The sequence below is a fragment of the Pseudomonas sp. 14P5.3.2 genome, from assembly GCF_057799175.1.
Map to the genome: position 1 here is coordinate 42,368 of NZ_JBYOKU010000011.1, position 21,126 is coordinate 63,493.

Here is a 21,126-nt window from a genome sequence, read left to right on the forward strand (position 1 = left end):
ACGACCCCCTGTGGGAGCGGGCTTGCTCGCGAAAGCGGCAGATCAGTCGACAACATTGTTGGATGACACACCGCTTTCGCGAGCAAGCCCGCTCCCACAGGGGTATGCAGTAGATTCAGAAGGGTTGTGATTGCTTGAGCACCTGCGCCGCCGGCGAGTCCGTCGGGCTGACCAGCGCATAGTTGTATCCGCCACCGGACCAGTAATCGGCCTGCAGATCGCCGTCGCTGCGGCTGCCGCGTGGCAGGAAGGTGTTTTCAGGTCCCGGTGGTCGCACGTAGAAACTGATCTTGTTGCCGCTGCGATCCTCATACACCACCATCGCCGCCGGGCCTTCATCGGTGCTGAGCAGACGACCGCTGACCGGCTCGAAGCCGGCGGATTTCAGATCCGGCAAGCGACTGGCCCGGGTGAAATAGCGGTCGAGCCAATGCTGCATGTCGCCGTCACTGGCAACCTTGAAGTCCGCTGGCAGAATTCCCTGCTGGGCAATCAATCGATAGGCCTGCAAGGCATCGGTCATCGGTAGCGTGGAAGAGCGTACGAGGGTCATTTCCCGCGCCTGCCAGCCACTGAAACCGCCGATGCCGACCGCGATCAGCAACACCGCCGCGCTGGCCAGATGACGTCGCGACTGACGCTTGAGACGCTGGCGGATCAGCGCCGGTTCAAGCGCCGGATTGGCCGGTTGCTGCAATGCACCACCGAGTGCCGCGCGCAGTAGCTGGGCGTCGTGCTGCCAGGCGCGAACCTGCGCCGCCTCTTCCGGATGATTGACCAGCCAGGCGTCGAGTACCCGTCGGTCGGCCTCGTTGAGTTGATGGTCGACGTAAGCGTGCAGATCACGCTCGCTGGGGGGCATGCTGATCATTTGAGTATCCGCAAAGAAGGGCTGCTGATTTCGCCATCGCTGAGCTGGCGCAAGGCCTGGCGGGCGCGGGACAGGCGCGACATCACGGTGCCAGTGGGGACGTTAAGGATTTCGGCGACTTCCTTGTAGCTCAGGCCTTCGACCGAGACCATCAGCAACAAAGCGCGTTGCTCGGTGGGCAGATGATCGAAGGCTCGCAAGGTGGATTGGGCGAGGACTGTGCGTTCAGTCGAGGGCTCGGCGTCGTCGCGACCAGTGAAGAATTCGAGCATCCGCGCATAACGGCGGGAGCGTCGGTGGGCGTCGAGAAACTGCCGATAGAGGATCGCGAACAGCCATGCGCGCACGTCACCCTCGGCGCGTTTTGCGCCCCAGCCGGACAGGGCCCGCTCGAGGCTGGCCTGCACCAGATCGTCGGCGCTGCTGCTGTTGCGGGTCAGTGACACGGCAAAGCGGCGCAATCTGGGAATGATTTCTCTCAACTGTTCGTCGAATTCGCTCATGAATTTCTGCTAGTCACTACGCTGTGGACTAGGGAGACGTCTGCCGTTCGAGGTTATTCCACGTTCGGAAAAATAAATACCGGGCCATGGAATAAATCCCGATGGGGTGCGTCTTGCTGATTCTTCCTACTTGTGGCCGATGGCCCTGGAGTTATTCATGGTTGATCGCACTTCACCGCCGGGCAGGCCGCCGCGCCCGCCCTTAAGTGCCGCGAGCACAGTGTTGCGCCTGACGGCGATTGCCGTGGTCGTTGCCGCTGTCGCCGGGGCGTTTGCCTACGTGCACGGTAATCTTGACCCACAACGTCTGACGCCCAAGGCGCTGGTTGATGTGCTGGAGAAAAACAACGGTGTGCATCCCGGGTTTCGGCGCAACCACGCCAAGGGCGTGTGCGTGATCGGGCATTTCGAGAGCAGTGGCGAGGCGCGGGCGTTTTCTGTCGCGCATGTGTTCAACGAGGCGCAGACCCCGGTAGTCGGGCGCTTCGCCTTGCCGGCGGGGAATCCCTACGCCCCGGACAGCAGTGTGCCAATCCGCAGTCTGGCGTTGCGATTCACCCAGGCCAACGGTCAGCAATGGCGCACCGGGATGAACAGCATGCCGGTGTTCCCGGTCGGCACTCCCGAGGCGTTCTACCAATTGCAGCAGGCACAGTCGCCGGATCCGGCCACAGGTAAACCGGATCCGTCGAAAGTGCCGGCATTCTTCGCCGCCCACCCGGAAGCCGTGCCGTTTCTGACGTGGGTGAAGACCGCCAAACCGTCGGCCAGCTATGCCACTGAAACCTACAACAGTGTGAATGCGTTCTATCTGGTCAACGCCAGCGGGCAGAAGCAGGCGGTGCGCTGGAGTGTCACGCCACTGGCGCGTGATGCCGCTGGCGCAGCGGCGCCGGAGGGTGCGGATTTTCTCGAGAAGGATCTGGTGCAACGTCTGGCCGAAGGGCCGTTGCGCTGGCAGTTGAATATCACCCTGGCCAACCCCGGTGATCCGGTGAACGATGCCAGCAAAGCCTGGCCCGAGGGCCGCAAGGTGATCAACGCCGGCACGCTGGTGCTGGAGAAGACTCAGCCGCAGCTCAGCGGCGAATGCCGCGACATCAACTACGATCCGCTGGTGCTGCCGGCTGGTATCGAAGGCTCTGACGACCCGCTGCTCGCCGCGCGTTCCGCCGGTTACGCCGATTCCTATCTGCGGCGAACCAGCGAAGTCAGCCAATTGCCCGCCGCCCGTCAGGAGGCTCGCCCATGAGCACGCAACCGACTCATTTCGCGCTGTTGGCGCGGCTGCTGCACTGGCTGATGGCGCTGATGATCATCGCCATGTTGTTCATTGGCGCCGGCATGGTCACTTCGGTTTCACAGCGGCATGAATGGCTGATTCATCTGCATAAACCGCTGGGGATCGCAATTCTGCTGCTGGTGGTCGTGCGCCTGTTGGTACGGTTTTCTACCCGACAGCCGCCGCTGCCGGCCGATCTGCCGGGCTGGCAGGTGATGGCGGCCAAGGCTTCGCATGTGTTGTTGTACGCGTTGATGCTGGTGCTGCCGGTGCTCGGTTGGGCGATGATCAGTGCGTCGGGTGAGCCGGTGATGCTCAGCAATACCCTGCAATTGCCGTCGATCCTGCCGGCCGATGCGCAAGTGTTTGCCCTGCTGCGCAAGGCGCATGGCTATCTGGCGTACCTGTTGTTCCTGACGGTGCTGTTGCACCTGGCGGCGGCGCTGTTCCACGGTTGGGTGCGCCGCGACGAGGTGCTCGACAGCATGTTGCGCGGTCGCGATCGCGATTAACCCGCTTGTGTGGCGCACCGCTGGGGTGCGCCACTTTTCAGGGTCAGCCACCAATAACCCAGCGCCACTGCATTGATAGCGGCGCCAAGCAGACACACGCCGGTCCATCCAGCCCAGGCGTACATCGCCGTCGAGGTAATCGAACCCAATGCGCTGCCGATCGAATAGAACAGCATGTAGCCGGCGGTGAGGCGGCTTTGCGCTTCGGGACGTACGCTGTAGATCATGCTCTGGCTGGTGACGTGCACGGCCTGCAAGCCCAGATCGAGGGTGATCACCCCCAGCAACAGCGCCCACAACGAGGACTGGGTGAGGGCGATCGGCAGCCACGAAGCGAGCATCAGCAGCAGCGACAGACCACTGACCCATTGGCCGAGGCCGCGATCAGCCAGATGTCCGGCACGCGCGGCGGCGAGTGCACCGGCGGCGCCGGCCAAGCCGAACAGGCCGATTTCACTGTGCGACAACGACAGCGGCGGGGCTGCCAGCGGCAGTACCATCGGCGTCCACAGGACCATGGCGCTGGCGAAGGTCAGCAACGCGAGAATTGCCCGTTGGCGCAGCACCGGTTCTTGCCGGAACAGGCTGAACACCGAAGCGATCAGCGCGCCGTAACGGCTCGCGGGCTGTGCGGCTTCATCCTTGGGCAATACGCGCAACAGCAGCAGCGCCATCAGCAGCGTCAGACCCGCAGACAGCAGATAGATCGCGCGCCAACCCGCCAGATCAGCCATGGCCCCGGCAATCGTGCGAGCAAGCAGAATGCCGACGACGATGCCACTGGTGACCACGCCGACCACGCGACCGCGCTGCGCCGGGATCGCCAGTGTCGCGGCGTACGCCACCAGCACTTGCGTCACCACCGCGAGCAAACCGGTCAGGGTCATGCCGAGCAACAACCACGCGCTGCTGGGCGCCAGCGCGATCATCAACAGCGCGGCGGCCGAGAGCAGGGTCTGGGTGACGATCAGCCGCCGTCGGTTGAGCAGGTCGCCGAGCGGCACCAGCAACACCAGACCGATGCCATAGCCGATCTGCGTCAGAGTGATGACGATGCCGATGGTTGCCGGCGACATGGCGAAGGCCTCGGCCATGGCGTCCAGCAGCGGCTGCGCGAAATACACGTTGCCCACGGCCAGTCCACAGGCGATGGCGAACAGCAGCACAACGCTGCTTTTGAGGGGTTGAGGTTGCATGCCCTGATTCCTTTTTGGGTTTCAAATTAAAACCAGAATCACGGTAAGGATTCTGGTTTTAATTTGCAACCTTGTTGGTCGTGGCGTTTGATTGCGCAAAAAAAAGATCGCAGACAAAGCTGCGATCTTTGGGTGGAGCAGGGGAGGGATCAGCGCAGGGTGTCGACCATGTCGGCGATGGTGGTCAGCACGTCCTTGCCCAACTGTTTCGAGCGCTTGCCGGACCAGCCCGTTTCTTTGTTCGGATGGTCATCGTGATCCTTGAACGGCATTTCCAGGGTCAGCGACAGGCAGTCGTATTTCTGGCCGACAGCGTTGCAGGCCAGGGTCATGTTGGCCTGGCCCGGTTCGTCGCGGGTGTAGCCGTACTTGGTCTGGAAATCTTTGGTGGTGTGTTTGAGGTGGGTGCGGAAATGCTCTTCGAGCTTCTCGATGCGCGGCGTGTACCCCGGGTTGCCTTCGCAACCGGCGGTGAACACGTGGGGGATTTCCTCATCACCGTGTACGTCGAGGAACAGATCGACGCCGTACTTTTCCATTTGCTGCTGTACGAAAAGTACTTCGGGGCTGACGTCCTGACTGGCGCTCTGCCAGGCGCGGTTCAAGTCCTGGCCCATGGCGTTGGTGCGCAGGTGACCGTGGAAGGCGCCGTCCGGGTTCATGTTCGGCACCAGATACAGATCGGCACTGGCGAGCAGCGTGTTCAGCACGGGATCGTCGTGGCGTTCCAGGCGCTCGATCACGCCTTCCATGAACCATTCGGCCATGTGCTCGCCCGGGTGCTGTTGCGCGATGATCCAGACTTTGCGCTGACCTTCGGCACCGCTGCCCTTGCGTAGCAGTTGAATGTCACGACCCTCGACGCTCTTGCCGGTGGCCAGCAGTTCGGTGCCGGCCTTGGTCAGCGCCTGCTCGATCAGCCAGTCATGACGACCGCGGCTGTAGGGTTCGAAGTAGGCGAACCAGGCATGGGTTTGCTCGGCTTCGAGGCAAAAGCGCAGGCTGTCGCCTTCAAAACTGGTGGGAATGCGGAACCAGTTGACGTGATCGTAGGAAGCGACGGCCTGATAGCCGGTCCAGGCTTTGTTGTAGGAGGACTGGCTGGCGTTGACCAGGCGAAACCAGTGTTCCTGATGAACATGCAGGCCGCTGGCCTTGAAGTGGAACCACTGAAAATGCGCGCTGCGGGTATCGGGGCGAATGGCCAGAACCGGGTTGAGCGGATTGGAGATGTCGATGACTTGGATGTTGCCGCTGTCGAAATTGGCGCTGATGTCGAACGAAGATTTGGCCACGGTCATATCGATTCCTGAATATGATTTTTATGGCGGCTACTTTACACGCAAGACTGGAGGGAAACCGAGGGAAATTGCGGCTTGCGGTGGGGGGCGTCTTCCATGACGCGCAAGCAGCTTAGAGACTGTGCAATTGATTCTCAAGTGCTAATTGTCATTGGTTTGCCCCAATCTGGCCGGGCTGAGCTTGCCAAGCGATATTCTTTTGATATTATCCGCGCCATCGAATTTGCAGCATCCAAAGACTTCATTAGCCTGAAGCCATAAGCCCGAAAAACGGGCAAAAAAAAGACCCGGCAAAAAGCCGGGTCAAAAACCGTGATTAGCCTGATGAGGAGATAGTTCAGAGACCGACCTAAGGTCTCTGTTCCATCGACTGATCTCGCGACCAGTTGCATGCAATAATAATCATTATCATTTGCAAGTCAAATGTTTTTATCTGCGCGATTGGAAAATTCTTTCCTGTCCGTTCCTTTTTCCGTGTTCGTCAGAGCTGCTCGCCATCAATTGAATGGTCGACCATCGCTCGCGCCATATCCACCATATGCACCACCGAAAATGCCAGGTCACGGCTTGCGCCTTGCAGGTTTTCGGCTGCCTTGAAGGCGGTGGCGGCTGCGCAGCGCAGCAGATCCGAGGCGTGCACCAGAGCCTCTTCGCCACTGAGGTGGCGTTTCACATCGAAAAAACGCTCGTCGACTTCGGGTTCTGACACAGCTGGTTTCAAGTAATAGTCCAGTGCTCGCTGCGCTGCTGCGTTGCCCTGAGGGGAGGTGAACGTGGTGTCCATTTGCAGGTCGGGCAAGTCTTTACTGCTGATATTCATGGTGAGGGGTCACTCCTTGTTCGATTGAAAGTCCGTGCTTTCAGCATAGTACGATGCGTAGTTGTGACCAGAATTTAAATACTACAATATGTGTTTTGCCGGCCGAAGGCGGGCCGAGTAAGGTGCCGCACATGGATAAATGGATTGAGTTGGTCAAGGCCAAGATGAGTGAACTCAAAATCACTCAAACAGAGCTCGGAGAGCGCGTCGGCATGTCCCAGGGCGGGATCGGCCATTGGCTGAACAAACGTCGCGAGCCGGGCATCACGGAAATGAACCGCGTGTTGCAGGCGCTGGGCATGGACTTCCTGGAAGTGGTGCTGGTGATTCGCGAACCGCAGGAAGTCGACGATGACGAGATGCCACTGGCGCAGAAGTACAACCCGTATTTCCGCTATCCGGTCAGCGACTGGCACACCCCGTGCGAAGTGCGTGAGGGTGCATCCACGACTTACGCCGCGACGCCTGACAAGCAGCGTTTCGAACTGACGGATTATCACGCCCGTGGCGCGGCGTTCTGGCTGACAGTGACGGGGAATTCGATGACCGCACCTTCGGGCCAGAGCATCGCCGAAGGCATGTTGATCCTGATCGATCCGGAAGTGGAAGCGGTGCCCGGCAAACTGGTGATTGCCCAGTGGCAAGGCTGCGATGAAGCGATCTTTCGCAAACTGGACGAAGAGGGCGGCCAGCGTTACCTGGTACCGCTCAATCCGACCTGGCCCAAAGCCCTGTTGACCGACGAGTGTCGAATCATCGGCGTGGTGGTTCAGGCTACGGCGCGTTTCTAGTCAGATCGATCCTCGTTTTGCGTAGGATCGATCTCCCATTTACACGGCTTCCAATTCAACCAAAGCGCTGCCTTCGCCGACCATTTCACCTTCCTGGCAATACAGCGCTTTGACCACTCCCGCATGCGGCGCGCGGATGCTGTGCTCCATCTTCATCGCTTCCAGCACCACCAGTTGTGCACCGGCTTCGACCGACTGCCCGGCCTCCACCAATACCCGCACGATGCTGCCGTTCATTGGCGCGGTCAGACCGCCCTGATGGCTGTGGCTGGCGTCGACGGCGCTGATCGGGTCATACGCCTGAATGCGCCGCAACTCGCCGTCCCATTGCAGGTACAGCGAATCGCCCTGACGAATTGCCCGCAGGACACGGCGTACGCCGTCGTGCTCGACCTCCAGTGCTTCACCGGACAGTGTGGCGTTGCCTGAGCTATTCAGCGTCAGCGCCCGATCCTGGCCCTCGCAGCTCAAATGCAAAGTGACTTCTGCCGGCAGACCAGCGCGCAAACCACTGTTCAAGGCCCACGGCGATCCCGGATCATCCGCCCGAACTGTGCCCGGCAAACTCTGCGCGAAAGCCTGCGCTGCCGTATTCCAGAACCCATCACTCAGTTCACCCGGAGCCGGCAGCAGCGTTTCCTGATAACGCGGAATAAACCCGGTATCCAACTCCGCAGCGGCAAATGCCGGATGCGCAATGATCCGCCGCAGGAAGTTGATGTTGGTCTTCAAACCGCCAATCGCGAACTCATCGAGCATGCTCAACAGGCGCAGCCGCGCCTGCTCGCGATCCTCGCCCCAGGCAATCAGCTTGCCGAGCATCGGGTCGTAGAATGGCGAAATCTCGTCACCTTCTTCAACCCCGCTATCAACCCGCCGCCCCGGCCCTGCAGCCGATTCGCGGTAAAGCTCCAGACGCCCGGTGGCGGGCAGGAAATCATTCGACGGATCCTCTGCATACAGCCGCACTTCAATCGCATGGCCATTGAGCGGCACCTGATCCTGCGTGATCGGCAACGCTTCACCACGCGCCACACGAATCTGCCACGCCACCAGATCGAGGCCAGTGATCGCTTCGGTGACCGGGTGCTCGACCTGCAGACGCGTGTTCATCTCCATGAAGAAGAATTCGCCGCGTGCATCGAGCAGAAATTCAACGGTGCCGGCACCGACATAACCGATTGCCTGCGCCGAACGCACGGCCGCTTCGCCCATGGCCCGGCGCAGCTCCGAAGTCAGGCCCGGGGCCGGGGCTTCTTCGACGACTTTCTGGTGCCGGCGCTGGATCGAGCAATCACGTTCGTTGAGGTACAGGCAGTTGCCGTGCTGGTCAGCGAACACCTGGATTTCCACGTGACGCGGCTTGAGCAGGTATTTCTCCACCAGCATCCGCGAATCGCCGAACGACGACTGCGCTTCACGCTGTGCCGAGGCCAGGGCTTCGGCCAGTTGGCTGACGTCCTCGACGACTTTCATGCCTTTGCCGCCGCCACCGGCCGTGGCCTTGAGCAGCACCGGATAACCAATGCGTGCGCAGGCCTCGCGGAAGGTTTCGAGATCCTGCGCCTCGCCGTGATAGCCCGGCACCAGCGGTACACCGGCGGTTTCCATCAGCGCTTTGGCCGCGGATTTACTGCCCATCGCGTCGATGGCCGAGGCGGGCGGGCCGAGGAAAATCAGCCCGGCCTGTTCAATGGCGCGGGCAAATCCGGCGTTCTCCGACAGAAAGCCGTAACCCGGGTGAATCGCCTGCGCGCCGCTGGCCTTGGCCGCCGCGATCAGTTTGTCGATTTGCAGGTAGCTGTCGGCGGCTTTGCTGCCGCCGAGATCAACGCGGATATCCGCTTCGCGGCTGTGCCGCGCTTCGCGGTCGGTGGCGCTGTGCACGGCGACGGTGGTCAGGCCCAGCGCCTTGGCGGTACGCATGACCCGGCAAGCGATTTCGCCACGGTTGGCCACCAGCAGGGTGGTGAGAACAGGTGCGCTCATCAACGCGGCTCCTTGGTGGTGGTTGCGGCTTGCCAGCTCGGCGCACGTTTTTGCAGAAAGGCGCGCAGGCCTTCCTGGCCTTCGGGGCTGACGCGGATCCGGGCGATGGCGTTTTCGGTGTAACGGCGCAGGGCCGGGGTCAGCGCGCCGTTGCCCACTTCGCGCAGCAGATCTTTACTGGCGCGCATCGCGGCGGGGCTGTTGAGCAGCAGGTTGTCGATCCATTGTTCGACGGCTTGATCAAGCTCGGCGGCCGGGTAGCTTTCGGACAACAAACCGATTTCCCGCGCCCGCTGCCCGCCAAAACGCTCGGCGGTCAGGGCATAACGTCGCGCCGCGCGTTCGCCGATGGCCTGCACCACGAACGGACTGATCACCGCCGGCGCCAGACCAATGCGCACTTCCGACAGACAGAATTGCGCATCGTCGGCGCCGATCGCCATGTCGCAGCAACTGATCAGCCCCAGCGCACCGCCGAACGCCGCACCCTGCACCACGGCCAGGGTCGGGATTTTCAGCTTGGCGAGGTTGTACATCAGCTCCGCCAGCTCGCGGGCGTCGTCCAGATTGGTGTGGTAATCGAGTTCAGCCGATTGCTGCATCCACGCCAGGTCGGCGCCGGCGCTGAAGTGCCGGCCACGCCCGCGCAGCAGAAGGAAACGCAGGCTGGCGTCGCTGGCAACCTTGTCCAGTGCGAGGATCAGTTCGCGGATCATTTCGGCGTTGAACCCGTTGTTCTTTTCCGCACGATTGAGCCACAGGGTGGCGAAACCCCGTGGATCTTTGTGCAGTTCGAGGGTGTTGAAGTCGCTCATATTCATCCGTCTCCACGGTTTCTGTGGGAGCGGGCTTGCTCGCGAAGACGGTCTGTCAGTTGCGGATACGTCGACTGATACACCGCTTTCGCGAGCGAGCTCGCTCCCACAAAAAAGCATCACATCCGGAACACGCCGAAGCGGCTCGGTTCGATAGGTGCGTTCAACGACGCGGACAAAGCCAGGCCCAGCACGTCGCGGGTCTGCGCCGGGTCGATAACGCCGTCGTCCCACAGCCGTGCGCTGGAGTAGTAGGGGTGACCCTGCTCTTCGTACTGATCGAGGATCGGTTGCTTGATCTCGGCTTCCTGCGCGGCGCTGAAGGTCTGGCCGCTGCGTTCGGCCTGCTCGCGCTTGACTTGCACCAACACGCCCGCGGCCTGCTCGGCGCCCATCACGCCGATGCGCGCATTCGGCCACATCCACAGGAAACGCGGATCGTAAGCGCGCCCGCACATGCCGTAGTTACCGGCGCCGAAGCTACCGCCGATGATCACGGTGAATTTCGGCACTTTGGCGCAGGCCACGGCGGTCACCAGTTTCGCGCCGTGCTTGGCGATGCCGCCGGCCTCGTACTTCTGGCCGACCATGAACCCGGTGATGTTCTGCAGGAACAGCAGCGGAATGCCGCGCTGGCAGGCCAGTTCGATGAAGTGCGCGCCTTTCTGCGCGGCTTCGGCGAAGAGGATGCCGTTGTTGGCGAGGATCGCGATCGGGTAGCCATGCAAGTGCGCAAAACCGCAGACCAGCGTGGTGCCGAACAGCGCCTTGAATTCATCAAACACCGAACCGTCGACCAGTCGTGCAATCACTTCGCGCACATCGAACGGTTGCTTGGCATCGGCCGAAACCACACCGTACAACTCGTCGCTGGCATACAGCGGCGCAATCGGCGTGCGCTGCTGCACCTCGCCGAGCTTGCGCCAATTGAGGTTGGCGACGCTGCGGCGGGCGAGGGCGAGGGCGTGCTCGTCGCTCTCGGCGTAATGATCGGCGACCCCGGAAATCTTGCAGTGCACGTCGGCACCGCCAAGATCTTCAGCGCTGACCACCTCACCGGTCGCGGCTTTCACCAGCGGTGGGCCGGCGAGGAAAATCGTTGCCTGATTGCGCACCATGATCGCTTCGTCAGCCATCGCCGGCACATACGCGCCGCCCGCGGTGCAGGAGCCCATGACCACGGCGATCTGCGGAATGCCCATGGCGCTCATGTTGGCCTGGTTGAAGAAGATCCGGCCAAAGTGCTCGCGATCCGGGAACACCTCGTCCTGACGCGGCAGGTTGGCGCCGCCCGAGTCCACCAGATAGATGCACGGCAGGCGGTTCTGCTGGGCGATGGTCTGCGCGCGCAGGTGTTTTTTCACGGTCAGCGGGTAGTACGAGCCACCTTTCACCGTCGCGTCGTTGGCGACGATCATGCACTCGACACCTTCGACCCGGCCGATCCCGGCAATCACGCCCGCGGCGGGAACGTCTTCGCCATACACCGCGTGCGCGGCGAGCTGGCTGATCTCGAGAAACGGCGAGCCCGGATCGAGCAGGCGGTTGATGCGTTCGCGCGGGAGCAACTTGCCCCGCGAGGTGTGACGTTCCTGGGCTTTCGCGCCGCCGCCCTGCGCCACTTGGGCGAGCAGGGTGTGCAGCGCGTCGACCTGTTCAAGCATCGCCGCGCTGTTGGCGGCGAACTCCGCTGAACGGGGATTGAGCTGGGTATGCAGGATAGCCATGTGCAGCTCCGTTTTAGCGGGTTTCGTTGAACAGTTCGCGGCCGATCAGCATGCGCCGGATCTCACTGGTGCCCGCGCCGATTTCGTACAACTTGGCGTCACGCAGCAGACGCCCGGCCGGGAATTCGTTGATGTAGCCGTTACCGCCGAGAATCTGGATCGCGTCGAGGGCCATTTGCGTGGCGCGCTCGGCGGTGTAGAGGATCACCCCGGCGGCGTCCTTGCGCGTGGTTTCGCCACGCTCGCAGGCCTGAGCGACTGCATACAGGTAGGCGCGGCTGGCGTTGAGCTGGGTGTACATGTCGGCGACCTTGCCCTGGATCAGCTGGAATTCGCCGATGCTCTGGCCGAACTGCTTGCGGTCGTGGATGTACGGCACGATCAGGTCCATGCACGACTGCATGATCCCGGTCGGGCCGCCGGAGAGCACGACGCGCTCGTAGTCGAGGCCGCTCATCAACACCTTCACGCCGCCGTTGAGCACGCCGAGGATGTTTTCTTCCGGCACTTCGACGTCATCGAAGAACAGCTCGCAAGTGTTGGAGCCGCGCATGCCGAGCTTGTCGAACTTGTTGCTGCGGCTGAAGCCTTTCCAGTCGCGTTCGACGATGAACGCGGTGATGCCGTGCGGGCCTTTTTCCAGGTCGGTCTTGGCGTAGATCACGTAGGTGTTGGCGTCAGGGCCGTTGGTGATCCAGGTCTTGCTGCCGTTGAGGACGAAGCGGTCGCCGCGCTTGTCAGCGCGCAATTTCATCGAGACCACGTCGGAACCGGCGTTCGGCTCGCTCATGGCGAGGGCGCCGACGTGTTCGCCGCTGATCAGCTTCGGCAGGTATTGGCTTTTCTGTTCGTGGTTGCCGTTGCGGTTGATCTGGTTGACGCAGAGGTTGGAGTGCGCGCCGTAGGACAGTGCCACTGACGCCGAGCCACGGCTGATTTCTTCCATCGCCACCACATGCGCCAGGTAACCCAGACCCGCACCGCCGTACTCTTCCGGCACGGTGATACCCAGCAGGCCCATGTCACCGAATTTGCGCCACATGTCGGCGGGGAACAGGTTGTCGCGGTCGATCTGCGCAGCGCGTGGGGCGATCTGATCGGCGACGAAGGACTGAACCTGATCGCGCAGCATGTCGATGGTTTCACCGAGGGCGAAGTTCAGGGATGGGTAGCTCATGGGTCACCTTTTGGCTTTTTTGTAGGGTGGGGAGGGCGGTCAATGGCTCTCACCTTTACGTTAACGTAAGCCTGTGGTGAATGGCTGTCAATCACCCTTTACGTTAACGTCAACTTGAGCGAGAGTAGGGGCAGTTCAAGATTGAAAGCGGACAGACTTGTTGAAGTGAGCTCCGGTAAACCCACTAATAAAGACAATAGGGGTCGTCATGGATCAACCCAGTGCAAACCCGCAGCGCAGCTACACCCGTGGTTCCCAGGACAAAGCCTTGCTGGCGATGACCATCGGGCAGAAGTTCGACCAGACTGTCGCGCAACACCCCCACGGCGAGGCGCTGGTGGTGCGTCATCAGCAGTTGCGCTACTCCTGGCAGCAATTGGCCGATAGCGTCGATCTGCACGCCAGGGCCATGCTGGCGCTGGGTTTGCAGGCGGGGGATCGGCTCGGTATCTGGGCGCCGAACTGTGCGCAGTGGTGCATCACGCAAATCGCCACGGCGAAGATCGGCGTGATTCTGGTCAACATCAATCCGGCCTACCGCAGCTCCGAACTGGAATACGTGCTCAAGCAGTCCGGTTGCCAGTGGCTGGTCTGCGCCGGCGCTTTCAAATCCTCCAACTACCACGCCATGCTGCAAGGGCTGGTGCCGGAACTCGCAGAGCAATCCATCGGCCAGTTGCGTAGCGAACGCCTGCCGGATTTGCGCAGGGTGATCAGCCTCGATGCGCAGCCTCCATCAGGCTTCCTGCCGTGGTCGCAACTGGCCGATCTGGCGAGCAGTGTTTCGCCCGAGCAGTTGCGCGAACGCAGTGACAGCCTGCACTTCGATCAGCCGGTGAACATCCAGTACACCTCCGGCACCACCGGTTTCCCCAAGGGCGCGACCCTCAGTCACTACAACATCCTCAACAACGGTTACATGGTCGGTGAAAGCATCGGCCTGACCCCGAGCGACCGCCTGGTGATCCCGGTGCCGCTCTACCACTGCTTCGGCATGGTCATGGGCAACCTCGGCTGTATCACCCACGCCAGCACCATGATTTATCCCAACGACGCGTTCGACCCGTTACTGACCCTGCAAACCGTCGCCGAAGAACAAGCCACCGGCCTGTACGGCGTGCCGACCATGTTCATCGCCATGCTCGATCAACCGCTGCGTGGCGAATTCGATCTGTCGAGCCTGCGCACCGGGATCATGGCTGGCGCGACTTGCCCGATCGAAGTCATGCGTCGGGTCATCAGCGAGATGCACATGAGCGAAGTGCAGATCGCCTACGGCATGACCGAAACCAGCCCGGTGTCGCTGCAGACCGGACCAAACGACGAACTGGAATTGCGCGTGACCACCGTCGGCCGTACCCAGCCGCAACTGGAAAGCAAGATCATCGACGAGGCCGGCAACCTGGTGCCGCGCGGCACCATCGGTGAGCTCTGCACCCGCGGTTACAGCGTGATGCTCGGTTACTGGAACAACTCGCAAGCCACGGCCGAAGCCATCGATGAGGCAGGCTGGATGCACACCGGCGACCTGGCGAGCATGAACGATGAGGGGTACGTGAACATCGCCGGGCGCAATAAGGACATGATCATCCGGGGTGGCGAGAACATTTATCCGCGTGAGCTGGAGGAGTTTTTCTTCACCCACCCGGCGGTGGCGGATGTGCAGGTGATCGGCATTCCGTGCTCGCGTTACGGTGAGGAAATTGTCGCCTGGATCAAATTCCACCCCGGCCACAATGCTTCCGAACTGGAGTTGCAAGCCTGGTGCAAGGAGCGCATCGCGCACTTCAAGACGCCACGGCACTTCAAGTTCGTCGAAGAGTTTCCGATGACGGTGACGGGGAAGATCCAGAAATTTCGGATGCGTGAGATCAGTATCGAGGAGTTAAAAACAATCGAACGGTAACCACCACCCCTGTGGGAGCGGGCTTGCTCGCGAATGCGGAGTGTCAGGCGACAAATTTGTACCTGATACACCGCATTCGCGAGCAAGCCCGCTCCCACAATGGAGATAGAGTATTTTCAGGAATCACAGACAGCACAAAGGGGAGCCGAAGCTCCCCTTTAATTTTGTCGTCGCGTGCTCTTTCTTATTATTGAGGGGCGGTCTGTTGTTGTTTTTGGCAACCGTGGCCCTTTACCGCTGTTTTTGGCGACCCCCATCCGGGGTCAAGAGCAAACGTATTTTTTTGAGCGCTGATCTGCTTTCTCGTTAAACGATCCAACCGATTCGGGAGCTACCTGAAGGTAGTTTTATTGTTCTCTGCCCGGTTGCGGGTCACTCCTGAGAGCACCCTGAAAAGCACACCTTCTCCAAAAAAATCTGTTAGCTGCGTCTCTGCCGTGTTGTTTTTGTTATGTCAGAGTCGGTACGTCTTATTTTTATTGGTTTGCTGCTTTTTATTCTTGTTATGCCATAGAGATAGCAGAAGCCGTGCCAACTTTTAAAAACTCTTATAAATCAATGGTTTGAGTTTTTTAAGGATTTTTCCTTCAGGGCAAACCAGACAATTTGTTTCCGTGTTACTCGTCTATGCCCACGTTTCGGACACAGCGGTAACACCTTCGCCCTCACTGTGCGCTGCGAGCCTTGGCGACACGCGAACCGCTCGGACGACCGAGCACCGCGCTGATCTGCTGACCCGCCGCAATCAAGGCATCCAGGTCGATACCGGTCTTGATGCCCAGACCATTGAGCAGGTACACCACGTCTTCGGTGGCGACGTTACCGCTCGCGCCTTTGGCGTACGGGCAGCCGCCGAGGCCGGCGATAGAGCTGTCGAACACCGCGATGCCTTCCAACAGGCTGGCGTAGATGTTGGCCATCGCCTGGCCGTAGGTGTCGTGGAAATGGCCGGCGAGCTTTTCCCGTGGCACTTGCGCCGACACCACTTCGAACAACCGCCGCGTGGCGCCTGCGGTGCCGGTGCCGATGGTGTCGCCGAGGGACACTTCGTAGCAGCCCATCGCGTACAACTCGCGGGCGACCATCGCCACTTGTTCCGGCGCGACTTGGCCTTCATACGGGCAGCCGAGCACGCAGGACACGTAACCGCGCACGGTAACGCCGTGCTGTTTCGCGGCTTCCATGATCGGTGCGAAGCGCGCCAGGCTTTCGCTGATCGAGCAATTGATGTTGCGCTGCGAGAACGCCTCTGAAGCGGCGGCGAACACCGCCACCTCCTTGACCCCGGCAGCGAGCGCGTCTTCAAAACCGCGCAGGTTCGGCGTCAGTGCGCCATAGGTCACGCCGGGCTTGCGCTGGATCTGCGCGAACACCTCGGCGGAGCCGGCCATCTGCGGCACCCATTTCGGTGAGACAAAACTGCCGACTTCGATGTAATCCAAACCGGCGGCGCTCAGGGCATCAACCAGTTGCACCTTGTCAGCGACGCTGATCGGTTGGGCTTCGTTCTGCAGGCCATCGCGCGGGCCGACTTCGATCAGGCGTACTTGGGAGGGGAGGGACATGGGTTGACCTGCTCATTTTCGGAATTACATGAGGTCCCTGTGGGAGCGGGCTTGCTCGCGAATGCGGTGTATCAGATACAAAATTTGTCGCCTGACACTCCGCCTTCGCGAGCAAGCCCGCTCCCACAGGGAATGAGTTGTGGCTGATTACTGCGCTACTTGCTGGCTCTTGAGTGTCTGCTCCAACGCCTGCACGCAGCGCTCTTCAGCGGTATCGAGTTCCAGTTTCATCTGTTCGATGTCGAGCAACTGCTGCTCGAGCTGTTCGCGGCGTTCGCTGATTTTCGCCAGCATGCTGTTGAGCTGTTTGGTGTTACCGCTGGATGGGTCGTAGAGCTCGATCAACTCGCGGCATTCGGCCAGCGAGAAACCGATGCGCTTGCCGCGCAGGATCAGTTTCAGGCTGACCTTGTCGCGTGGCGAGTAGATGCGTTCCTGGCCACGGCGCTCAGGGCTGAGCAGGCCTTGTTCTTCATAAAAGCGGATCGCCCGGGTGGTGATGTCCAGCTCGCGGGCGAGGTCGGAAATGCTGTAGGTCTGGCTGCTCATGAAAGCGCTCGGGAAAAGGTCTTGGCGCTAAGCTAATGGCGAGTTGACGTTTACGTCAAGGTTCAAGATGTGTGGCGCGAGTGCTGGCCTCTTCGCGAGCAAGCCCGCTCCCACACTCGGTCGCGTTTCTTCAGATGGAACGCGATCAACTGTGGGAGCGAGCCTGCTCGCGAAGAACGATAACGCGGTTGCCAGCCCTACACCTTATCGAGCTTCTTCTCATGCGCCGTCACCTGCTGGCACAACTCGATCATCTGCTCGCGCATCCAGCGGTTCGCCGGGTCCTGATCGGTGCTCTCGTGCCAGTACAGGTGGGTCTCCACCGGGGGTACGTCGTTGACCGGCAGATTGAATGCATGCAAGTCATTACGCCGGGCGAAACGCTCGGGCACGGTCATCACCATGTCGGTCTGCTGCATCACCTGCGATGCCATCAGGTAATGCTGCGAGCGCAGGGCGATCTTGCGCTGAATGCCCATTTTGCCCAGCGCCAGATCGACATAACCCAGACCGCTGCGGCGGCTGGAGATGTGAATGTGAGTCAGCGACAGGTAATCATCGAGACTGAGTTTTTCCTTGCCCGCCAGCGGATGGCCCTTGCGCATCGCACAGACGTAACGGTCTTCCATCAGCTTGACGTGGCGCACCTGCGGGTCGGTGTTGAGCGGTGCATCCACGGCGAAATCCAGACGTCCGGCGGCCAGTTCCTTGGTGGTCTCGCGGCGTTTGGACAGAAAGCTCTCGATGATCACGGTCGGCGCCAGACGCCGCAAACGCTGGAACAGCGGCGGCAGAATCACTGCTTCAGTGAGGTCGGTCATGCTGATGCGGTAAGTCTTCACCGCCTGCGCCGGGTTGAAAATCCGGCTCTCCTGCACCGACACCCGCAGCAGCGACAGCGCGTTGCGCACCGGACCGATGATGTTCTGCGCCATCGGCGTCGGCACCATGCCTTGGGCGGTGCGCACGAACAGCGGATCGTTGAAGGTCTCGCGCAACCGCGCCAACGCGTTGGACACCGCCGGCTGGGTGATCCCGACAATCTGCCCGGCGCGGGTGAGGTTGGCTTCGGTGTAAATCGCGTCGAAGACGATGAAAAGGTTGAGGTCGACCTTACTCAGATTCATAACGCGGCTTCTCTTGTTCTAGGGGCTGACGATCAGCGGATCATATATCGGTGATGAATGTTTATACACGCCGAGAATAGGCTAGGTAAATTATCAACGCTGTTCTAGCATCGATTGCATGATCTGAACAACCTCTGCCCATAGAAGGTAATTGCTCATGGATTTCGCTTATTCGCCCAAGGTGCAAGAACTGCGTGAGCGCGTGACCGCGTTCATGGACACTTACGTTTACCCGGCCGAAGCCGTGTTCGAACGCCAGGTTGCCGAGGGTGATCGCTGGCAGCCGACCGCGATCATGGAAGAGCTCAAGGCCAAGGCCAAGGCCGAAGGTTTGTGGAATCTGTTCCTGCCTGAGTCGGAACTCGGCGCCGGCCTGACCAACCTTGAATACGCACCGCTGGCGGAAATCATGGGCCGTTCGCTGTTGGGGCCGGAGCCGTTCAACTGCTCGGCGCCGGACACCGGCAACATGGAAGTGCTGGTGCGCTACGCCAATGAAGAGCAGAAACAGCGCTGGCTCGAACCGCTGCTGCGCGGCGAGATCCGCTCGGCGTTTGCCATGACCGAGCCTGACGTGGCCTCGTCCGACGCCACCAACATGGCTGCCCGCGCCGTGCGCGATGGTGATGAATGGGTAATCAACGGCAAGAAGTGGTGGACTTCCGGCGCCTGCGATCCGCGCTGCAAGATTCTGATCTTCATGGGCCTGAGCAACCCTGACGCACCGCGCCACGCCCAGCACTCGATGATCCTCGTGCCGGTCGACACCCCCGGGGTGAAAATCGTCCGTCCGCTGCCAGTCTTCGGTTACGACGATGCACCGCACGGCCACGCCGAAGTGCTGTTCGACAACGTGCGGGTGCCGTACGAAAACGTTCTGCTCGGTGAAGGGCGCGGCTTTGAAATTGCTCAGGGTCGCCTTGGCCCGGGACGGATTCACCACTGCATGCGGTCGATCGGCATGGCTGAACGCGCACTGGAATTGATGTGCAAGCGTTCGGTGAGCCGCACCGCGTTCGGCAAACCGCTGGCACGTCTGGGCGGTAACGTCGACAAGATCGCCGACTCGCGGATGGAAATCGATATGGCACGCCTGCTGACCCTGAAAGCGGCGTACATGATGGACACCGTCGGTAACAAAGTGGCGAAGAGCGAGATCGCACAGATCAAGGTCGTCGCGCCGAACGTGGCCCTGCGGGTGATTGACCGGGCGATCCAGATTCACGGCGGGGCCGGGGTCTCGAATGATTTCCCGCTGGCCTACATGTACGCCATGCAGCGCACCCTGCGCCTGGCCGACGGTCCGGACGAAGTGCACCGCGCGGCGATCGGCAAGTTCGAGATCGGCAAATATGTGCCGAAGGAAATGCTGCGTAGCGGTCATTAAGACCGCGTCGCCGGCTTCGCGAGCAAGCCCGCTCCCACATTCGACCGCATTCCGACTGGAAGAATGCGATCAAAAGTGGGAGCGGGCTTGCTCGCGAAGGGGCCCATGCATCCAGCACACCTGCATCAGGTTCAGTACACCCAAACCTCAACCCGCCGATTCTTGATCCTGCCTTCATCCGCGCTGTTCGTCGCCACCGGCATCTGCGCGCCAAACCCGCGTACCTCGCGCAGCACCACGCCGTTTTTCACCAACTCGCGGCGCACCGCCATCGCCCGTAGTTTCGACAGCAGATCGGCCCGTGCCGGGTCGTCTTTCTCGTCACCAAACCCCACCAGTGTCACCGCGCGCTCGGTTTTGTCATGGCGTTTTATATAGTCGAGCACCCGCGCCAGATCCTGCCGTGCCTTGTTGTCCAGATTCGCGCTGCCTTCCTCAAAGCGGAAGTTCACCGTCAGACGCTGGGCGTGACGGCTGAGGGATTGATAACCCTCGGGCATCAGCACATTCGGCGTGACGGTCATGGCACGCACGGTCTGGCTGATGAAACCATTGGCCGCGACGATCTTCTGGCCCTGTGGGCTTTGCGCAAAGGCCACCAGTGCCGACGCCCAGGGATTCTGGTTGCTGGGCGGTAGATAAAAGAACAAGCGGCGGGACAGCGGATAGTCTTCCGTCGCGATCAGACTATTGAGCGGCAACATCGATTGCGATGCGCCATCGGCGATTGCCACGGCTTTGGCCTGGCGCACGTAAGGCAGACCGATAAAACCGATACCTTGCGGATCGCTGCTCACCGCATCGGACAATTGCTCGCTGGATTCGAAGCGTTTCGCAGTGGAACTCAGACTTTTCCCACGACGGCCCAGCACCAGTTCCTTGAACGTGTCGTAAGTGCCGGACTGATCATCCCGCGCATATAAATGAATCGCACCGCCGCGACCGCCGAGGTCTTCCCAGGTTTTCACCTCGCCAGCGAATATCCGCGCCAGTTGCTCGGTGTCCAGTTGCTGCAGCGGGTTGGCGGGATTGAGAATGATCGCCAGGCCATCGATGGCGATCACCTGTTCGGCGGCGGGACTTTTCAGGTCGCCGAGAAATTGCAGGCCCAGCAGTTCGCTGTCCTTGATTGGACGGGAGGAGGCGGCAAGGTCGGCGCTGGCGGTTTTCAGTGCAGTGAAACCGGTGCTGGAACCATGGGCGGCGACTTCCACCACCACCCGCTTGCCCTCGGTTGTCTGGCCGACGATGTGTTGTTCGTTGGCGGTATCGGGGTTTTCGCGGTGGATTTTCAGCAGACCCTGGTCCTGCAGAAAACCTTCGACCAGCGCCGGGCCGAGATCGGCGCCGATGGTGTTGGAACCCTGAATACGTAGCGCCGGGCCGTTTTCAGGGATGGGCAGGGCGGCGGCACTGACCGTCAGCCATGCACTCGACAGAAAAGCGAACAGAACACGCAGGGTCATGCCGGCACCGAATCAGGCCAAGGGGATTGCCGGGGAGATTAAGTCAGGTGCATGACCGAAACATGACAGGGATCCAATGTAGGAGTGAGCCTGCTCGCGATGGCGGAGTATCAGCCAACAAACATATCGACTGATCCACCGT

At 60.8% G+C, this 21,126-nt stretch carries 19 protein-coding genes; 6 read left to right on the forward strand and 13 right to left on the reverse strand.

All coding sequences use genetic code 11. The annotated features are described in order from the left end of the window. Window positions 1-115 precede the first annotated feature (115 nt). Together AC27VU_RS11465 and AC27VU_RS11470 are read right to left on the reverse strand one after the other, a co-directional pair. Entirely contained in the window at window positions 116-871 is a 756-nt protein-coding gene (locus AC27VU_RS11465) for an anti-sigma factor family protein (RefSeq protein WP_488724098.1), read from the reverse strand. Then, the gene (locus AC27VU_RS11470; RefSeq protein WP_400496205.1) at window positions 868-1,374 is read right to left on the reverse strand and encodes an RNA polymerase sigma factor; all 507 of its coding nucleotides are present in this window, start codon (window positions 1,372-1,374) and stop codon (window positions 868-870) included. The genes AC27VU_RS11465 and AC27VU_RS11470 overlap by 4 nt, the downstream gene beginning before the upstream one ends. 157 nt (window positions 1,375-1,531) lie before the next feature. Between AC27VU_RS11470 and AC27VU_RS11475 the strand changes: the two genes are divergently transcribed. Then, window positions 1,532-2,626: a catalase family peroxidase gene (locus tag AC27VU_RS11475; protein WP_488724099.1), complete on the forward strand. Its 1,095-nt coding sequence runs from the start codon at window positions 1,532-1,534 to the stop codon at window positions 2,624-2,626. Further along, a complete protein-coding gene (locus AC27VU_RS11480) occupies window positions 2,623-3,168 on the forward strand; it encodes a cytochrome b (protein WP_003223686.1) in 546 nt (181 codons plus the stop codon). Before AC27VU_RS11475 ends, AC27VU_RS11480 begins: the two co-directional genes overlap by 4 nt. Here AC27VU_RS11480 and AC27VU_RS11485 read toward each other — a convergent pair. After that, complete coding sequence (locus AC27VU_RS11485; RefSeq protein ID WP_488724100.1) at window positions 3,165-4,364, reverse strand: MFS transporter; 1,200 nt, start codon at window positions 4,362-4,364, stop codon at window positions 3,165-3,167. The two genes, AC27VU_RS11480 and AC27VU_RS11485, sit on opposite strands and share 4 nt — an antisense overlap. 149 nt (window positions 4,365-4,513) lie before the next feature. After that, window positions 4,514-5,665 (reverse strand): M14 family metallopeptidase, encoded by a 1,152-nt coding sequence (locus AC27VU_RS11490; protein WP_003223690.1) that lies wholly within the window; start codon window positions 5,663-5,665, stop codon window positions 4,514-4,516. Window positions 5,666-5,761: 96 nt separating this feature from the next. On the opposite strand from AC27VU_RS11490, the gene AC27VU_RS11495 reads away from it, so the two are divergent. Continuing rightward, window positions 5,762-5,926, forward strand: a complete 165-nt coding sequence (locus AC27VU_RS11495) for a hypothetical protein (protein WP_157160359.1) — start codon at window positions 5,762-5,764, stop codon at window positions 5,924-5,926. A gap of 220 nt (window positions 5,927-6,146) precedes the next feature. Here AC27VU_RS11495 and AC27VU_RS11500 read toward each other — a convergent pair whose 3' ends face one another. Further along, on the reverse strand, window positions 6,147-6,485 hold the full coding sequence (locus AC27VU_RS11500) for a DUF6124 family protein (RefSeq protein WP_003223691.1): 339 nt from the start codon (window positions 6,483-6,485) through the stop codon (window positions 6,147-6,149). Between the two features lie 131 nt (window positions 6,486-6,616). Between AC27VU_RS11500 and AC27VU_RS11505 the strand changes: the two genes are divergently transcribed. Beyond that, on the forward strand, window positions 6,617-7,276 hold the full coding sequence (locus tag AC27VU_RS11505) for a LexA family protein (protein WP_488724101.1): 660 nt from the start codon (window positions 6,617-6,619) through the stop codon (window positions 7,274-7,276). A 39-nt stretch (window positions 7,277-7,315) separates the two neighbouring features. Here AC27VU_RS11505 and AC27VU_RS11510 read toward each other — a convergent pair whose 3' ends face one another. The 4 genes from AC27VU_RS11510 to AC27VU_RS11525 form a co-directional block, all read right to left on the reverse strand. Further along, on the reverse strand, window positions 7,316-9,265 hold the full coding sequence (locus tag AC27VU_RS11510; RefSeq protein ID WP_488724102.1) for an acetyl/propionyl/methylcrotonyl-CoA carboxylase subunit alpha: 1,950 nt from the start codon (window positions 9,263-9,265) through the stop codon (window positions 7,316-7,318). Next, window positions 9,265-10,080, reverse strand: coding sequence for a gamma-carboxygeranoyl-CoA hydratase (locus AC27VU_RS11515; RefSeq protein ID WP_488724103.1), 816 nt, complete (start codon window positions 10,078-10,080; stop codon window positions 9,265-9,267). The genes AC27VU_RS11510 and AC27VU_RS11515 overlap by 1 nt, the downstream gene beginning before the upstream one ends. Window positions 10,081-10,199: 119 nt before the next feature. Continuing rightward, window positions 10,200-11,807: a carboxyl transferase domain-containing protein gene (locus AC27VU_RS11520; RefSeq protein WP_103520333.1), complete on the reverse strand. Its 1,608-nt coding sequence runs from the start codon at window positions 11,805-11,807 to the stop codon at window positions 10,200-10,202. Between the two features lie 13 nt (window positions 11,808-11,820). Then, on the reverse strand, window positions 11,821-12,984 hold the full coding sequence (locus tag AC27VU_RS11525) for an isovaleryl-CoA dehydrogenase (RefSeq protein WP_003223703.1): 1,164 nt from the start codon (window positions 12,982-12,984) through the stop codon (window positions 11,821-11,823). Between the two features lie 208 nt (window positions 12,985-13,192). Between AC27VU_RS11525 and AC27VU_RS11530 the strand changes: the two genes are divergently transcribed. Continuing rightward, on the forward strand, window positions 13,193-14,890 hold the full coding sequence (locus AC27VU_RS11530; RefSeq protein WP_488724104.1) for an AMP-binding protein: 1,698 nt from the start codon (window positions 13,193-13,195) through the stop codon (window positions 14,888-14,890). Window positions 14,891-15,555: 665 nt separating this feature from the next. On the opposite strand, the gene AC27VU_RS11535 is transcribed toward AC27VU_RS11530, so the two are convergent. The 3 genes from AC27VU_RS11535 to AC27VU_RS11545 form a co-directional block, all read right to left on the reverse strand. Beyond that, the gene (locus AC27VU_RS11535; protein ID WP_488724105.1) at window positions 15,556-16,455 is read right to left on the reverse strand and encodes a hydroxymethylglutaryl-CoA lyase; all 900 of its coding nucleotides are present in this window, start codon (window positions 16,453-16,455) and stop codon (window positions 15,556-15,558) included. A 147-nt stretch (window positions 16,456-16,602) separates the two neighbouring features. Then, window positions 16,603-17,004, reverse strand: coding sequence for a MerR family transcriptional regulator (locus AC27VU_RS11540; RefSeq protein WP_007951507.1), 402 nt, complete (start codon window positions 17,002-17,004; stop codon window positions 16,603-16,605). Between the two features lie 197 nt (window positions 17,005-17,201). Beyond that, complete coding sequence (locus AC27VU_RS11545) at window positions 17,202-18,131, reverse strand: LysR family transcriptional regulator (protein ID WP_045122379.1); 930 nt, start codon at window positions 18,129-18,131, stop codon at window positions 17,202-17,204. A gap of 157 nt (window positions 18,132-18,288) precedes the next feature. Here AC27VU_RS11545 and AC27VU_RS11550 point away from each other — a divergent pair, with 157 nt between their 5' ends. Beyond that, complete coding sequence (locus AC27VU_RS11550; RefSeq protein WP_003223710.1) at window positions 18,289-19,518, forward strand: acyl-CoA dehydrogenase; 1,230 nt, start codon at window positions 18,289-18,291, stop codon at window positions 19,516-19,518. A 131-nt stretch (window positions 19,519-19,649) separates the two neighbouring features. Here the strand turns inward: AC27VU_RS11550 and AC27VU_RS11555 are convergent, their stop codons facing one another. Further along, window positions 19,650-20,984: a substrate-binding domain-containing protein gene (locus tag AC27VU_RS11555; RefSeq protein ID WP_338801403.1), complete on the reverse strand. Its 1,335-nt coding sequence runs from the start codon at window positions 20,982-20,984 to the stop codon at window positions 19,650-19,652. Window positions 20,985-21,126 lie beyond the last annotated feature (142 nt).

Excerpts from the sequence above, each read along its gene's own strand:
- AC27VU_RS11505 (WP_488724101.1), top strand. The coding sequence starts at position 6,617 with ATGGATAAATGGATTGAGTTGGTCAAGGCCAAGATGAGTGAACTCAAA.
- AC27VU_RS11500 (WP_003223691.1), bottom strand. The coding sequence starts at position 6,485 with ATGAATATCAGCAGTAAAGACTTGCCCGACCTGCAAATGGACACCACG.
- AC27VU_RS11465 (WP_488724098.1), bottom strand. The coding sequence starts at position 871 with ATGATCAGCATGCCCCCCAGCGAGCGTGATCTGCACGCTTACGTCGAC.
- AC27VU_RS11540 (WP_007951507.1), bottom strand. The coding sequence starts at position 17,004 with ATGAGCAGCCAGACCTACAGCATTTCCGACCTCGCCCGCGAGCTGGAC.
- AC27VU_RS11545 (WP_045122379.1), bottom strand. The coding sequence starts at position 18,131 with ATGAATCTGAGTAAGGTCGACCTCAACCTTTTCATCGTCTTCGACGCG.
- AC27VU_RS11525 (WP_003223703.1), bottom strand. The coding sequence starts at position 12,984 with ATGAGCTACCCATCCCTGAACTTCGCCCTCGGTGAAACCATCGACATG.
- AC27VU_RS11510 (WP_488724102.1), bottom strand. The coding sequence starts at position 9,265 with ATGAGCGCACCTGTTCTCACCACCCTGCTGGTGGCCAACCGTGGCGAA.
- AC27VU_RS11515 (WP_488724103.1), bottom strand. The coding sequence starts at position 10,080 with ATGAGCGACTTCAACACCCTCGAACTGCACAAAGATCCACGGGGTTTC.
- AC27VU_RS11550 (WP_003223710.1), top strand. The coding sequence starts at position 18,289 with ATGGATTTCGCTTATTCGCCCAAGGTGCAAGAACTGCGTGAGCGCGTG.
- AC27VU_RS11535 (WP_488724105.1), bottom strand. The coding sequence starts at position 16,455 with ATGTCCCTCCCCTCCCAAGTACGCCTGATCGAAGTCGGCCCGCGCGAT.
- AC27VU_RS11495 (WP_157160359.1), top strand. The coding sequence starts at position 5,762 with ATGACGCGCAAGCAGCTTAGAGACTGTGCAATTGATTCTCAAGTGCTA.
- AC27VU_RS11470 (WP_400496205.1), bottom strand. The coding sequence starts at position 1,374 with ATGAGCGAATTCGACGAACAGTTGAGAGAAATCATTCCCAGATTGCGC.
- AC27VU_RS11490 (WP_003223690.1), bottom strand. The coding sequence starts at position 5,665 with ATGACCGTGGCCAAATCTTCGTTCGACATCAGCGCCAATTTCGACAGC.
- AC27VU_RS11555 (WP_338801403.1), bottom strand. The coding sequence starts at position 20,984 with ATGACCCTGCGTGTTCTGTTCGCTTTTCTGTCGAGTGCATGGCTGACG.
- AC27VU_RS11530 (WP_488724104.1), top strand. The coding sequence starts at position 13,193 with ATGGATCAACCCAGTGCAAACCCGCAGCGCAGCTACACCCGTGGTTCC.
- AC27VU_RS11475 (WP_488724099.1), top strand. The coding sequence starts at position 1,532 with ATGGTTGATCGCACTTCACCGCCGGGCAGGCCGCCGCGCCCGCCCTTA.
- AC27VU_RS11480 (WP_003223686.1), top strand. The coding sequence starts at position 2,623 with ATGAGCACGCAACCGACTCATTTCGCGCTGTTGGCGCGGCTGCTGCAC.
- AC27VU_RS11485 (WP_488724100.1), bottom strand. The coding sequence starts at position 4,364 with ATGCAACCTCAACCCCTCAAAAGCAGCGTTGTGCTGCTGTTCGCCATC.
- AC27VU_RS11520 (WP_103520333.1), bottom strand. The coding sequence starts at position 11,807 with ATGGCTATCCTGCATACCCAGCTCAATCCCCGTTCAGCGGAGTTCGCC.